This is a genomic window from Candidatus Latescibacter sp., assembly GCA_030692375.1.
In the GTDB taxonomy this organism is placed as follows: Bacteria; Latescibacterota; Latescibacteria; order Latescibacterales; family Latescibacteraceae; genus JAUYCD01.
Window position 1 is genome coordinate 1 of record JAUYCD010000271.1, and the last position, 14,093, is coordinate 14,093.

Annotated in this window: 13 protein-coding genes and 1 pseudogene; 5 read left to right on the top strand and 9 right to left on the bottom strand. The window is 53.6% G+C overall.

Annotated elements, in window-relative coordinates; translation table 11 throughout:
• Together malQ and Q8O92_16540 are read left to right on the top strand one after the other, a co-directional pair.
• Positions 1-1,077, top strand: a 1,077-nt coding sequence (gene malQ, locus Q8O92_16535) for a 4-alpha-glucanotransferase (GenBank protein MDP2984928.1), incomplete at its 5' end; no start/stop codon positions are given.
• Positions 1,078-1,110: 33 nt separating this feature from the next.
• Positions 1,111-2,211, top strand: coding sequence for a DUF362 domain-containing protein (locus tag Q8O92_16540; GenBank protein ID MDP2984929.1), 1,101 nt, complete (start codon positions 1,111-1,113; stop codon positions 2,209-2,211).
• 62 nt (positions 2,212-2,273) lie between these two features.
• Here Q8O92_16540 and Q8O92_16545 read toward each other — a convergent pair whose 3' ends face one another.
• The 6 genes and pseudogenes from Q8O92_16545 to Q8O92_16570 all read right to left on the bottom strand — a co-directional run bounded on the left by Q8O92_16545 (position 2,274) and on the right by Q8O92_16570 (position 9,643).
• On the bottom strand, positions 2,274-3,383 hold the full coding sequence (locus tag Q8O92_16545; GenBank protein ID MDP2984930.1) for a DUF5009 domain-containing protein: 1,110 nt from the start codon (positions 3,381-3,383) through the stop codon (positions 2,274-2,276).
• Positions 3,384-3,397: 14 nt separating this feature from the next.
• Positions 3,398-4,273, bottom strand: a complete 876-nt coding sequence (locus Q8O92_16550) for a ChbG/HpnK family deacetylase (GenBank protein MDP2984931.1) — start codon at positions 4,271-4,273, stop codon at positions 3,398-3,400.
• A gap of 574 nt (positions 4,274-4,847) precedes the next feature.
• Entirely contained in the window at positions 4,848-6,422 is a 1,575-nt protein-coding gene (locus Q8O92_16555) for a CRTAC1 family protein (protein MDP2984932.1), read from the bottom strand.
• A 150-nt stretch (positions 6,423-6,572) separates the two neighbouring features.
• The gene (locus tag Q8O92_16560; GenBank protein MDP2984933.1) at positions 6,573-7,616 is read right to left on the bottom strand and encodes a carbohydrate kinase family protein; all 1,044 of its coding nucleotides are present in this window, start codon (positions 7,614-7,616) and stop codon (positions 6,573-6,575) included.
• Between the two features lie 184 nt (positions 7,617-7,800).
• Positions 7,801-8,640: pseudogene (locus Q8O92_16565) on the bottom strand (class II fructose-bisphosphate aldolase).
• A gap of 10 nt (positions 8,641-8,650) precedes the next feature.
• A complete protein-coding gene (locus Q8O92_16570) occupies positions 8,651-9,643 on the bottom strand; it encodes a cupin domain-containing protein (protein MDP2984934.1) in 993 nt (330 codons plus the stop codon).
• Between the two features lie 216 nt (positions 9,644-9,859).
• Here Q8O92_16570 and Q8O92_16575 point away from each other — a divergent pair, with 216 nt between their 5' ends.
• From Q8O92_16575 to Q8O92_16585, 3 genes are all read left to right on the top strand, one after another.
• Complete coding sequence (locus Q8O92_16575; GenBank protein MDP2984935.1) at positions 9,860-10,453, top strand: nuclear transport factor 2 family protein; 594 nt, start codon at positions 9,860-9,862, stop codon at positions 10,451-10,453.
• A gap of 166 nt (positions 10,454-10,619) precedes the next feature.
• Positions 10,620-10,802 (top strand): hypothetical protein, encoded by a 183-nt coding sequence (locus Q8O92_16580; protein ID MDP2984936.1) that lies wholly within the window; start codon positions 10,620-10,622, stop codon positions 10,800-10,802.
• A 79-nt stretch (positions 10,803-10,881) separates the two neighbouring features.
• Entirely contained in the window at positions 10,882-12,162 is a 1,281-nt protein-coding gene (locus Q8O92_16585) for a hypothetical protein (protein MDP2984937.1), read from the top strand.
• Positions 12,163-12,233: 71 nt separating this feature from the next.
• Here Q8O92_16585 and Q8O92_16590 read toward each other — a convergent pair whose 3' ends face one another.
• The 3 genes from Q8O92_16590 to Q8O92_16600 all read right to left on the bottom strand — a co-directional run.
• The gene (locus tag Q8O92_16590) at positions 12,234-12,743 is read right to left on the bottom strand and encodes a hypothetical protein (protein MDP2984938.1); all 510 of its coding nucleotides are present in this window, start codon (positions 12,741-12,743) and stop codon (positions 12,234-12,236) included.
• On the bottom strand, positions 12,743-13,732 hold the full coding sequence (floA, locus tag Q8O92_16595) for a flotillin-like protein FloA (GenBank protein MDP2984939.1): 990 nt from the start codon (positions 13,730-13,732) through the stop codon (positions 12,743-12,745). Before floA ends, Q8O92_16590 begins: the two co-directional genes overlap by 1 nt.
• A 1-nt stretch (position 13,733) precedes the next feature.
• A partial coding sequence (locus Q8O92_16600; GenBank protein MDP2984940.1) for an NfeD family protein occupies positions 13,734-14,093 on the bottom strand: 360 nt, incomplete at its 5' end.

Here is a 14,093-nt window from a genome sequence, read left to right on the forward strand (position 1 = left end):
GATGATTTCGCTCTGTTCGTTGCGCTCAAGAAGGAATTCGGCGGAGCGGTATGGAGCGATTGGCCTTGTGAGCTCCGCGACCGGGAACAGAACGCCATGAAAAATGCGGAAGATTGTTTTGGCGAGGCTGTCGGCTATACAAAATTCCTTCAGTATGTGTTCTTTAAACAATATACAGCGCTGAAAGACTACTGCCGTGAGCGGAATATCCAGATGATCGGCGACATTCCCATCTATGTGAATTACGACAGCCCGGATGTATGGAAAAATCCGGAGCTTTTTAAGCTTAACGAATGGAAAAAACCCGCTTTCATCGCCGGAGTCCCGCCCGATTATTTCAGCGCCACCGGACAGCTCTGGGGAAATCCGGTCTATGATTGGGATGCGTTGAAAAAACAGGGGTATCTCTGGTGGATACGGCGTTTCGAGCATAATTTCAACCTTTTCGATCTGGTCAGAGTGGATCATTTCCGCGGATTCATCGCTTACTGGGAAGTCGGTGCCGGAGAAAAAACAGCGGTAAATGGGAATTGGATCAAGGCGCCGGCGGAAGATTTCTTCAAAACGCTCCTGAGACGGTTCCCTGTGTTTCCCGTACTCGCGGAGGACCTGGGAGTCATCAACGCCGATGTCCGTGAGATCATGCGCCAGTACGAATTTCCGGGCATGAAAGTACTGCTGTTCGCTTTCGGCGGCGCACCGGCAAAAAATCCCTATACTCCGCACAATCATGTGAAAGACTGTGTAGTCTACACCGGCACCCACGACAACAATACGGTGAAGGGATGGTTCGAAAAAGATGCCGGAAAGGAAGAGAAAGAGAATTTTTTCCGCTACCTGGGACGCACTGTTCCTCCGGAAGAGATATCCGGTGAATTCCTGCGCATGGCCATGATGTCGGTCGCCAATACCATCATCATTCCGGTTCAGGATATTCTTAACCTGGGTGCGGAGGCGCGCATGAATACTCCTTCCACCGCTTCAGGGAACTGGAAATGGCGGCTGGCGCCGGGCGCCCTTACTCCGGAGATTGCCGCGATGTTGAAAGAACTGACTGAGATTTACGGAAGGGATTAAAAATGCTTATAGATACATCATCCAGGAGGATTCATGCCAGCGAATGAAAAAGCAGTTCTACTCTTTGCCGAAGCCGCTGTGGAAAGTCTCGAAGCGGAGAAAACTTTGCCCGCCAAGTTCAAACGTATTCTGAAAAAGTGCTGCCTGCCTGCGAAAGTCTCCGGGAAGACGGTGGCGGTCAAGATGCACCTGGGTGAAAATATTGGATTTACCACCATTCACCCGGTGTTCGTGCGGATTCTGGTAGAGGCGCTCTTTGAAGCCGGCGCCAGGTCGGTAAAAATTCTCGACGGCAGGGCGCAGAATGGGCTTGCACGGGGCTATACCCGTGAAGTGCTGGGGTGTCCGGTGGTTTCCTGTTTCGGAGAGAGCGGCAAGTATCTCTATTCCGAACAGATCGGGTTCAAAGACCTTGATGTTGCCCTTCTTTCCGGCGAGGCGCTGGACAGCGATGTATTCATCGACCTTGCTCATGTGAAGGGGCACGGCGCCTGCGGATTCGGCGGCGCGTTGAAAAATATCGCCATGGGTCTCGTACCTCCTGAAACGAGGAGCAAACTGCACCATTTGGAGGGCGGAATAACTGTCGACACTTCCAAGTGCATATTCTGTCTGAAATGTTTCGAAGCCTGCCCCAACAGCGCCATAACTCCGGATAAAGAGAATAAAGTGATTTCCATCTTTCATCACCATTGCACCTACTGCCAGCACTGTGTCATGATCTGTCCCCAGGGCGCAGTCACCATGGAAGGCCATCAGTTCCGTGATTTTTCACGGGGTATGGCGCTGGTGACCGCGGCGGCGCTGAAGAAATTCGCTCCCGAAAACCTCCTGTTCATCAATTTCCTCACCAATATTACCATGTACTGTGACTGCTGGGGGTTCAGTTCCCCCTCCCTGGTTCCCGATATCGGCATTCTCGCCGGTGAGGATATCGCAGCCATAGACACCGCCTCTCTGGACATGATTAAAAGCGAGAACTTTCTCCCAAGCGGCCTTCCGAAAGACCGAAAGCTGGGCGAAGGCAGGCACCTGTTCGAGCAGATTCACGGCAAGGATCCTTATATCATGCTGGAGTATTTGAAAGAATACTATCCCTGCACGAGCGGGTATGAATTGGAAATGGTGAGGTAAAAAGACAAACTCACCAGTAGGGTGGTAGAAAGGGGGATCAAGGGGTGAGTTATCTTCAATTTTCATGCCCTCAAAAATATCTTTTTCCGGTACAGAATATACAGGAACAGCCATTTCATCGCGATGACGCACACAGTAAGGAACAGCGATCTATAGCTTCCCAGGCGCCCGGCAAATTCGTGTACGAAGACGGTCACGATCAAGCCGAAATCGAAAATTCCCTGCGCAAAATAGATGGTGATGGAATTAAGGCCGACCACCACGAACGGGAACGACCATTTCCGGTAGCCGCGTACATCTATCAGCCAGTAGAACAGGGCTAAAAGAAGGATGCTTATTCCTCCGGCGAAAAGCGCAAACGAGCTGGTCCAGAGCAGTTTGTTGATGGGGAAGATGATATTCCAGAGGAGGCCGAGCGCTAGACAGGCTGCCCCCGCCCCCACTAGACCAAGGACCTTCCGGTTCGGGGAAAGCTCCCTTCTGAGCCACCCGCCGCTCAGTACACCCAGGAGCGTGGTGGCCACCGCAGGAAAGGTGCTCATGATGCCTTCGTTGTCATAGAGCCTGGTACGAAGCTGGCCGGGAAGGTACATCCGATCCAGCCAGCTTGCAAGGCTGCCTTCCGGAGTGAACACCCCGGCGCCGTATCCGGGCACCGGAATAAACGTCATGGCGAGCCAGTAGCCGATGAGCAGCGCCCCGGCCCATATCGCCTGCCGCCGGAAGTCGAAGTTCATAACAATGAGCGAGGCGAAAAAATAGCAGAAAGCGATGCGGGGCAGAACTCCCGTGTACCTCAGGCCGCCGAGAGAGCCAATGAGCTTGGCGTTGATGATCATCCCCAGGAAGTACAGGATGAAGGTGCGTTTCACTATCTGGATGTACATATCTTTCCGTGAATCGCCGCGCTCCAGCCTTTTTGTCAGGGAGAACGAGAGGCTGACTCCGACAATGAACAGGAAAAGAGGAAAGATAAGGTCCTCGAAGGTGAAACCATGCCATTCGGAATGCTGAAACTCCCGGGCAATAGCCAGGGTGAACGGGGTGTGCGCCCTGGTCATGAGGCTTGCAACAAGAGAGCTGCCTCCGATGATCCAGAACATGTCGAACCCGCGGAGTGCATCTACCGAGAGCACCCGTCCCTGCGGAAGGCGATCCTGGTATGTGGGCATGGGGATGGTTTCCTTTACTTCTTCTTTTCTTTATACAAATCGGTGTAGCTGGTGAGCACAATCCCCTTTTTCTTTATCAGCGCTTTTACCTCCGGGTCAAGGAGCACCGCCAGCTCCCCCGCACGGTGAGCGCCGACGCCGCCGTCGGTGAACCGGTCTTTAGGGGCGGAATGGACGAGCGCGTTCTGTTCGGGCGACTCGATCCCGATATGGCAGACCCAGAGCCACAATCCCGGTTTGAGCGCTTCAAGCTGTTTCATCGCCGACTCTTTCTTCTGCGGCACAGGAGTCATATAGACTCCGCCGAAACGGGTTTCATTCATCATTCCGGAAATGGGCACATTGTATTCTTTCCCCAATTTAATCACAAGGTCTTCAAGTCCCGGATAGCCTTTGTAGGAAAAATAATGGGCGTCAATATACTGGACATTGATGCCTTTTCTCTTGGCAAGCTCGATCTGAGCACGGAATTCAGCTTCGATTTCCTTTATGTTCGGTTTTCGTGAAAACAGCGAATCCGGATGGGTGTAAAAAAAGCCGTCACTATCAACCATGGTGGGCACCTTATCCCAGGGGAGAACCGGTCTCCATCGGCATCCGATCCATTCACCGCACAAAGTCAGGTGGACCCCAGTGCACCAGCGGGGATTCTTTTTACACAGATCGGCGGCGCCTTCGAACCACGGTGCTGGGACCTGGATCGCTCCGGAGGTCAGCACACCCTCGTTGAATGCCTTCTCGAAAGCGGCCAGGGAACCCTGGGTCATTCCCATGTCGTCGCCGCGCACGATCATGCGGATGCTCTGGGAATGTGAAGCGCACGGGATGAAGACAAGAGCAAGAACAAGTAAAACTGTCGCTGTAAAAAACTTCCCGAACACGTGTTTCATGATTCTGCCTCCAAGGGAAAGGGTTGATTAACTGTCTGAACCACTGATGCGAATGATTACTGGATTTACTTGATTTTTTTATGAATACATCATGGAAATCCGGCAAAAAGTATTTTTGTATTATTTAAAACATAAGAATACCATTTAATCTTTATTTTGGAGGTAACTCACCCCTTGATCCCCTCTCTTTATAAGAGAGGGGTACGACTACAGCGTTGGTAATTATGTTGATAATACATAGTTTAAGAAGCAGATGGTTCTCCCCCTCTATTTTCAAGAGAGGGGGTCAGGGGGTGAGTTCTTTCAATAACTTATACTATACAATAAATCAGATAATATTGTCTTGTCGTTCTGAAAATAACATTCACTGTGACTTTTTGCCGGATCATCATCATGGAAATCCTTAAAAAAACTCTGTTTAATTGATAGATGCCGAAACGGTTTCATCGTTCCCGCCAAGCGGCTACTAGTTCTGCATGACGTCATCCTGAACTCGTTTCAGGATCTAAATGATTTTTAAAACCAACTTTTTCACAAGCCTTTTAAATCCTGTGAATCATGGTTCAGAATTCCCTTATTTTTCCGGCTCGACCACATTGATGGTTTTCCCGGCGGCGACATTTTTCACCTCTGCCTCACGGCCGGTGGCGGGGAATTTAACCACTACATCGCAGGCAGGCGCTTTCCCCAGACCGAAATGAACCTGGAGTGGATTGCCGGGGAACGTGCCGTTTCCGGCGGTTATTTCACGCATCCCCAGGAGAGATTTCGCATCCCTGCTCTTTCCGGCGGCATAGATATACACACGGGTCATGACCGCCGACCGGTTCGATTTCACTCCCCGCACATTGACTTTCAGGTAATTGGAGGTGTTGGTTTTGTTTTTGAACAGTTTCCACTCTCCGGGATTGTTTACCCCCACATTACGCCAGTTCCCGGTAACCAGTTCCAGGTCGCCGTCGCCGTCCAGATCGCCCAGCGCGCAGCCATGAGCATAGAACACCGCGCCGCCGGTTTTTTGCGCCGATTCGGTGAATTTTCCCTTCCCGTTGTTGATGAAGAGGAGGGCGTCCCACATGCTGTTGGTCACATAGATGTCCAGATCGCCGTCATTGTCCACATCACCCATGGTGCAGCCGCGGGAATTGGTGGCAATATCCACACCCGCCTCTTTTGAAATATCGGTGAAAGTGCCGTCGCCGTTGTTGTGAAACAGCGTGTTTTTTCCGAAAGCATTGTCCGCAGCGGCGCCCCTTCCGGTGCTGTTGCCCAGGAAGAGATCCATGTTGCCGTCGTTGTCCACATCACCCCAGAAGCAGGATACATCGTACCCGTTGGCTTTCATGCCGAGTTTCTCTGTCACCTCGGTAAAATGGAGGTTGCCGTCATTATGGTACAGGCGGCGGGTGTTCATATCATTCTTGTCGTTGAGGTTGCCGACATACAGGTCCGGGAGGCCGTCATTGTCGTAATCGCAGAAGGCGCAGCAATACCCGTTGCCGGTATCTGCCAGGGCGGCTTCTCTGGCGACATCCTTGAAAATTCCCTTTCCCATGTTGAGATAGAGCGAGTTTGCGCATTCGGGCCCGCTCCGGTATCCGCCCTTGGCCACAAAGATATCGAGAAGACCGTCGCCGTTCACATCAGCGGTGGTAACCCCGCAGGAATAGTTGAATTCCAGTCCGGTCACCCCGGCAGCCGCCGCCTTGTCCACGAACACCCCTTCACCGCCGAGAAAGTAGAGGGCGTTAGGCTGTGACAGGATTCCCCGCTGTTCGGAGGCGTTTTCAACATTATTGGCGACAAAAAGGTCGATGAGGCCGTTGTTGTCGAAATCCGCGAACACTGCGCCGTGGGTGTCATAGGGATTTCCCACCCCTGTCGCTTCGGTGACATCGACAAATTTCAAGTTTCCCTGGTTCTGGAACAGCTTGTTTCTGGCATAGACAACGCCAAGATAGATATCCAGGTCGCCGTCACTGTCGAAATCAGCGAGGGCTACACACTTGCCATGCCCTATATGACCGAAACCTGATGAGAGTGTAACATCCTCGAATAACACGCCGTTCAGCGCCAGGTTATGCAACGCCTGCGCCAGCGCCGCGGCTGCCAGAGCCAGAGTGACCAGAATAACGAAAACAATCCGCATTGTTCCCTCCAAAGAAATAGATGCTAAATATAGTTTGGTATGTCACTACAAATAGAGATGACGCAACGGTTGCTAAAAGATGCGCTGCGCTTTCATCGTTACCGCGAAGCGGCAACAAGTTCGGCATGACAAGGTCACCCTGAACTCGTTTCAGGGTCTATAATATACCGGTCGTGTTTCCATGTAATCGAGGATATATTCCTCCCTGCGCATCGCACCGGTGGCGGTCAGGCTGCCGAGGCTGATTGCTGCCGCCGCTGTGGCGTATTTCAGGCTCTTTTTTTCCCCCCATCCCTGGTGGATGCCGTGGAGGAATCCGGAAGCGAATGCATCCCCTGCCCCGGTATTGCCGGCGTATTCCTCGCGAGGGACGGGGAAAATGGGCTGTTCGATCAATCCCGTTGATGCGCTGTAGAGATAGTTCCTCCCCCGGTCGCCGCAGTGCACCACAGCAGTTTTCACCCCGTACTCCTCAACAAGAGAGCGCGCCGCACGCTTTTCATCGGCGAGGCCGGTTATGCCTTCGGCCTGGTCTTCCCCGATGGACAGAATATCGACATGGCGGAGGGTATTCCGGAACCGTTTGAATTTCCACCATTTCTCACGTTTGGGGGTGACGAAATCAAGGCAGGTGATGATTCCCATGGCCCGTATTTTTTCAAGCGCCCGGCCGATCACCGCCCCGTATTCGGCATCTTCACGGTCGAAGAGAGGCATGAGAAGGGAGTAGCCGAGCATCACGATTTTCAACCCTTCGAGGGCATCATACATGATGTCCGAAGGCCCGAAATCGCCCATGGCCCCGAAGTAATGCCGGAATGTACGGTTGACTGTGCCGCTGCTGTCACGGATATAGAGCACATTGGTCACTGAGGTCGGATGTTCCGGGACGGCTGTGAGGCTGGCATCCGTAAGGCCGTGCGCGACCAGGGCGGCGCGGATTCTCTGTGCGTTCTCATCCTGGCCGATCTTGCCGAATACCCGGATGGGATAGGACGCCCCCATATCAGCCAGGTTGAAACTGTTGTTGAGAACCATTCCTCCGGTGGAGTACTCGATCTTCTCGGATTCGTAATCGTCCCCGGTCAGATAGCGCCAGCCGTCGGAGTATACCACATTCCCCGGCTCCAGAACTTCCGAGACCACATCGACTACGACGCTGCCGACAAAACCGATCCCGTTCTTCTCAGCCATTTTTTTTGATGACCTCAAAAACCGCCCGGGCAATCATGTCGGCAATATACCTCTCATCGGGTATGACCACAGACCGGAAAGAGGGAGCAGGTTCTTTGCCCGGTACAACGGGTTTTGCCGACTGCCCCGAAAACCCGCAGGAACAGTGCGAGGGGCAGATATCCCCGGTGAGCGTACAGGCATCGGCGCTCCCGAACACCCTGAGGCGGTCCATGACCACTTCCCGGATGCGGTTTTTGGCTTCCAGGAGCAGATCATGGAGGAGATAATCGTCCGATTTTCTCAAAAGCTCGCGAACCCGGTCGGCGGCCAGCTTGTTCATCTCGGTGAAAAAGTTGATCTTGCGTATACCCAGAGCCACAGCCCGCCGGAAATCGTCATCCGAAATGCCCGAACCGCCGTGGAGGACCAGGGGCGCCCCCACTCGGCGCTTGAGCGCAGAGATGAGGTCGAAATCCAACTCCGGCTCGCCTTCATAGAACCCATGAGCGTTTCCGACCGCCACCGCCAGGGCATCGACGCCGGTCTCCGCCACAAACCGCTCCGCCTCGTCGGGATTGGTGAAATATTTGCGTTCCGCACGCGCTTTCCCGCCGCCCTCCGCGCCGCCGACCCTGCCCAGTTCTGCCTCAACACTCACCCCGACAGAATGCGCCATCTGCACCACCAGCCGGGTTTCGGCGATGTTCTCTTCCAGGCTTTTCTTCGAGGCGTCATACATGACCGCCGAAAAACCGCAGCGCAGCGCCCGTACCACCGTCCCGAACGAGAGGCCGTGGTCAAGGTTCAATACCACCGGCACACAGACATTGTCCGCCATATACCGGATGGCGGGAGTGATCTGCTCGATGTTGACATAGGGGAAATGCGCCTCGGCGATGTTTATTATCACCGGTGAGCGCATCTTCTCGGCGGCTTCGAGGATACCGTTCAAGAACTCCAGGCTGACCACGTTGAACGCGCCCACCGCATAGGAGTGCTTTTCGGCGTGGTTGAGCAGGTCGATGGTGTTAACCAGTCCCATGAATATTCCTTTACTTCATAATCGGCGTTTCTTTGGTAATCTGACGTTTGGAGAGATCATCGCCCCAGTTACGGTCGGTGTCGGTAGCCTGGGGATACTGGGCGCAGACTACCATGACCTCCAGGTTTTCTTTTGAATTGTTATAGATGCCGTGAGAATCGGTGACAGTGCAGGGGATGGCATCTCCGGCCTTGACCGCAAAGGTAAGTCCGTTCACTGTGGAGAGGCCGCTTCCCTCGACGATGTAATAGATCTCCTCGATGCTGTTATGCTGATGGTAGCCTATGGAGGTTCCCGGCGGCAGGAGGCAGTGATCCACGAAATACCAGGGCGTCTTGAACGCGGGTTTGGACCAGATTCTCCGAAAGAGAAGCGTTCCCGCGCCGCCGTGCGCGCCAGACACCGGGTTGAGAAGAATGCGGTCAAGGTTTCCCCAGAGGAACGGCGCAGGAGATTCCACAACAGCCTTGGAGAGATCGTCGCCGTAATCGACGTTGTCGTATTTGCCTTTCACCATGCCCACCCCGACATTCATCCACTGGACATCCTGATCGGTGTCGTTATAGATGCCGTGGGAGGAGCCGGCGCTGCAAAGCACCATGGACCTTCCGGGAAGCTCTGCGGTATGGCCGTTCACCGTGAACTGGGCGCGGCCGTCGAAGATAAAAAACATCTCCTCCATGTTACGGTGGATATGTTCGCCGATACCGGCGTGGGGCGGTATGACGCCTCGGTGCACGAACAGGATGTTTGTTTTGAACACATCACCGCTGAGAAGCTCCATGTATCTGAATATTCCCGCGCCGCCGTGGGCTTTCGGGGCATCTTTGAATCTGGCGGGATCGGTTCGTCCGAAAACCGGACGGTTTCTGGTTTCGGTCGCTCCGACAGTGGGCGGAGTAGCCACGGCGGATTTTTCGGCGGCCTGCTGGGCGAAACCGACAGTTCCCCCGGTTACGGTCAGGGCAAGGAAAAGAAGAAGCGCATTGTTTGTATGTCTCATGGGACACCTCGCATGAAAGGGATTTTTATTTTCATTCTAAACGGGAACCTGACTGTTTTCAGGGAAGATACGAGAAACTCTCTTCAGTTTCAATGTATTTATTGGAGAAAATAACTTGACAGGGCGTCATGGTGGATATACTTTTTCATCTCAATACCATCGAAGAGGCCAGATAAGTACACCGCTTTTCACCCTGTACCGAAAGAGAGGAACTGAATGAAAAAGCTGTTGGTTGTTCTTGCCGTGGTATCCGCGCTCGTACTGACCTTCGGCTGCCAGCAGAAGGCACAGACTCCGGGAAATTCGCCCGCTCCGGCGGTCGGCGCCGCACCTGCCGTCATCGATTCGGCCGCCGCCGCCAAGATCAGAGAAGAGCTCACCGCCGCCCAGATGAAATACGCCCAGGCCTGGAACGCCAAGGATATCAACGCCATCAGCGACGTATGGTCGCATGACGCCGACATCATGTTGATTCCGCCCGCTACCCGTGACCGTCTGGTCGGATTTGACGCGGTCAAAAAGTGGTATCAGGATAATTTCGATGCAATGGACAAGATCGATTTCAAAATCCACGAGCTGATGATCAAGGTTACCCCCGACGGCAACTCCGCAGTCATCACGTACTATGTAGAAAATGATTTTACCGACAAAGCCACCGGAAAAGCGGTCAAGATGACTCCACGGGTCTGTGTTATAAAGACCAAGGAGAACGGCCAGTGGAAGCAGATTTACGGCGATGCTTCGTTCAGCGTGGCAGAGCTGACCAAAGCGAAGCCCGCCCCGGCCAAAAAAGCCGCACCTAAGAAATAGTTTCCCCGGCATAAATCCATACAAAAAGCCTCCTTTGTCCGTGGGAGGCTTTTTTTAATTAAAAGATGGAGAGAGAAATATCAGGTAAAGCTCTTGACAGAGAAAAGAATTGTGGTATTTTGATACACATATATTGACGTCGAACATTTTTAAAAGGAGATATGAAATGCCCGTCAAAGACGCTGCAAAAAAGGTAATAGATTCATTACCGGATGAAGCTACCATGGATGACATCATACACGCCCTTTATGTCAAAACCAAATTTGAACGCGGGGAACGAGAAATTAGAGAAGGAAAGGGAATCTCGCAAGCAGAGGCCAAACAGAGGCTGAAAAAATGGGGCAATTAATCTGGGCTCCATCTGCTCTGGACGATATAGATGCTCTTGCTGCCGAACTTGTTTCGGCGTCTACACTCGGAGCACTATTGTGAAGCGGCTTATCCCCCTCTTTCTCCTTATTTTCATCTCTTCCTGCGACCGATCCAGACCGGTTCTCGATCTTGCCAATACTCACTGGCCGGAAGGCGCCTCGGTGTCGCTGATAAGGGACGGCAGGGTGGCAGCACGCTCACCGCTCATCGGCGATCACGTCCGTCTTCAGGCGCCAAAAGAAGGCCAGTACCGGGTTCGGGTCGCCGCTCCCTTATCCATAACTGCTCTCACCCAGGAGCTGAATATTGTACGGGGCGCCAACGGGTTCACTCTTCCCAATCCGATTTCACGGCGGCGTGTGGGCGCGCTGAAACTGGGGATGGAATACGACGGAGAGAATTCAGCCGGTCTCTACAGCGCGCTTATGGACACCCTGTATGCGTCGGTGTCAAGTGTTTCCGTTGAGCTGGGAAAAGGATTGAATGCAGAAGATTTAATATACCGCGCGCACTCGAAAGCAATCGAGATTGTCTTCCGGGGAGACTGCCGGGACCAGAAATCACTCAGTAAGGCGGAGAAATATATGCTCGCCCTTATTGATTCTGCGGAGGTATATGGCGCTGAAGGTCTTTTATTTATCCCAGCGGGGAAGGACGGCTACAGTGGGGAGACGGCTGCATTGACCCGAAGGCTCGCAGCGTCAGTCCATGAACGGGGAATGTCCTTTGCGGTGGGGCTGGATGCAGAAAATCTGGTGAAATTCAATCCGGTCGCATTTTTCGATAAAGTTCCCTCGCCGGAATGCCCGGATGAACTCCGGATACTCTGCGGACTGCATGAAAGCACTGAAAAAGAAACCGCGCCGGTTTCGGTCGAACAGATCGGCGCGGCCCTGGTACGTATGCATGAAGCGAAGGTTCCTCTATCCCTGGTTGCGGTTGAGATTCCCCTCACCGCTTTTGCCTGGCGCAGCGCCGGAAAGGGAAGGACCGCACCGGTTCATCTGGAACCAGGAAGCCTGGAGAACATTCTCCGTGAGGCGGGAGAAGGCGGAGTTATACGCTTGGGGGACGGTTCCCTGCAGCTTGCGTATAAGGGTAATACCTATGCGTTCGATGACCTTGCCGGCATCGCTGCCAAGATAGCTTTCCTGTATTCGGGGGAATTGTCACGGATTCGAGGGCTGTATATCCGGTATGACGGCCGCGGGGTGAAACCGGACGGCGAGGGATTGAAACGTCTGTCAGGGGTTTTTCTGAAATCTTCTCCCTCACCCCCTACCCCCTCTCCCGCAAGCGGGCGAGGGGGCATGGAATCTAACAAAATTCACCCTTAATCACTCATCCTTCATCCTCGTCTTTTTATCCTGGATTCTGGATTCTGACTCCTATATTCTGTTTTCCCTCTTTACCACCTGTTTTCCCTGCGCAATGCCAACGGCTTGCCGAGAATCTCGCTCAAAATGATTCCCCGCACCAGTTCCGACTTGCAAACGGCAAGGACCGGAAAGAGTTGGCCCTCTTCTTTCCTTCGGCGTTGCATGCTCGTTCCCCGCGATGATTCAGCGACCCTTGAGACGGTCTGAAAAGCTGGCTGATACTCTCCCGGCGGCTCTGTTTCATTAGAAGGAAAAGAATTCTGCTTCCTCTCCTCTTCGTACCGATAATTTTTTTCCGCAAATGTTTTCCGGGGCGATTCAAACTGCCTGCTCTCGCGGTATGGTTCCGGCTTTTCGTAGGGCATCTCCTCAGGGAAAGTCTCCGGCTCGGAAACCGGACGCTCCGGCCACCCGTGGGACATGGGCGGCGCCGAAGGCTGCCCGGTGATATCTCCGCCCTTTCTGGCCACATCCTGCATGCGTTTAATAATGGCAAAAAGGATAACTAGAATAATGATTACATTAATGAGCACTTCCATCAGGTGGTCTCGCCTTCGTTGGTTTTATCCGGCTCGGCGCCTTTGGATATGGAGCCGCGCATGTCGGTGTCGGCCTTGATGTTCATCATCTTATAGTAGTCGAATACACCCAGGTTGCCGGTACGGAAAGCTTCAGCCATAGCGAGCGGAATCTGGGCCTCCGCTTCGGTCACCTTCGCCCGCATCTCGACCACTTTAGCTTTCATTTCCTGCTCAAGGGCGCGGGCCATGGCGCGGCGGACTTCCGCTCTCGCCTGGGCGATGTTTTTATCGGCGTCTGCCTGGGCCATCTGCAGCTTGGCGCCGATATTTTCTCCGACATCCACATCTGCGATATCGATAGAAAGAATCTCGAACGCAGTCCCTGAATCCAGCCCCTTGGCCAGCACGACCTTGGAAATCTTATCCGGATTTTCGAGCACCTGCTTGTAGGATTCGGAAGAGCCGATGGTGCTCACGATGCCTTCGCCGACACGGGCGATGATGGTTTCTTCACCGGCGCCGCCCACCAGGCGGTTGATGTTGGTGCGCACGGTCACCCGTGTTATGGCTTTCACCTGGATGCCGTCCTTCGCCACCGCGGCGATGGAAGGGGTAGTGATCACTTTGGGGAGAACGCTCATTCTGACCGCCTCCAGCACATTCCTTCCCGCCAGATCGATGGCGCACGCGCGTTCGAAGGTGAGCGGGATAGAAGCTTTATCGGCGGCAATGAGCGCGTTGACCACCGCGACCACATTGCCTCCGGCCAGAAAGTGCGCTTCAAGGGCGTCGCTTGAGACTTTCAGTCCGGCCTTCGTGGCCGATATAAGCCCGGTCACAATGAGCGGGGGCGGAACACGCCTGAGACGCATTCCCACCAGGGAGAAAAGGTTGATGTGGACTTTGGCCGCTACCGCGGAAATCCACAGCGGAACCGGAATGGCCCAGAAAAACAGCCAGATGAATACGAGAAATACAGCAACGGCGAAAACGATGAGTAAATCCATGTTAACCCCCTTCTTTCAGTTCGACAATGATACGGGGACCTTCGATTCCCACTACCCGTATCGGTGAATTTGCTTCTATGAATTCCCCGTCGGCTACCACATCGACGCGCTTCCCCTCTATAATAACTATTCCGGCGGGACGGAGCTTGGTCAGCGCGGTTCCTTCTTTGCCCACAAGGACTGAATAATCGTCAAGAGAAGTGTGGCCTTCCTCGTTGTAATCCAGCCCGACCGAACGCACCGCCCTGCTTTTCAGCGCAAGTTTTATCAATACTACCGCCCCTATTGCGCAGAGCAGGATAGTGACCATCGCACCCTCGAAACCATACGCTGTCCGCGCCCGCCAGATTCCGTAGATGAT

Coding starts and splice junctions, on each gene's coding strand:
- Q8O92_16575 (MDP2984935.1), top strand. CDS start 9,860: ATGAAAAAGCTGTTGGTTGTTCTTGCCGTGGTATCCGCGCTCGTACTG.
- Q8O92_16540 (MDP2984929.1), top strand. CDS start 1,111: ATGCCAGCGAATGAAAAAGCAGTTCTACTCTTTGCCGAAGCCGCTGTG.
- Q8O92_16570 (MDP2984934.1), bottom strand. CDS start 9,643: ATGAGACATACAAACAATGCGCTTCTTCTTTTCCTTGCCCTGACCGTA.
- Q8O92_16545 (MDP2984930.1), bottom strand. CDS start 3,383: ATGCCCACATACCAGGATCGCCTTCCGCAGGGACGGGTGCTCTCGGTA.
- Q8O92_16580 (MDP2984936.1), top strand. CDS start 10,620: ATGCCCGTCAAAGACGCTGCAAAAAAGGTAATAGATTCATTACCGGAT.
- Q8O92_16555 (MDP2984932.1), bottom strand. CDS start 6,422: ATGCGGATTGTTTTCGTTATTCTGGTCACTCTGGCTCTGGCAGCCGCG.
- Q8O92_16550 (MDP2984931.1), bottom strand. CDS start 4,273: ATGAAACACGTGTTCGGGAAGTTTTTTACAGCGACAGTTTTACTTGTT.
- Q8O92_16560 (MDP2984933.1), bottom strand. CDS start 7,616: ATGGCTGAGAAGAACGGGATCGGTTTTGTCGGCAGCGTCGTAGTCGAT.
- Q8O92_16590 (MDP2984938.1), bottom strand. CDS start 12,743: ATGGAAGTGCTCATTAATGTAATCATTATTCTAGTTATCCTTTTTGCC.
- floA (MDP2984939.1), bottom strand. CDS start 13,732: ATGGATTTACTCATCGTTTTCGCCGTTGCTGTATTTCTCGTATTCATC.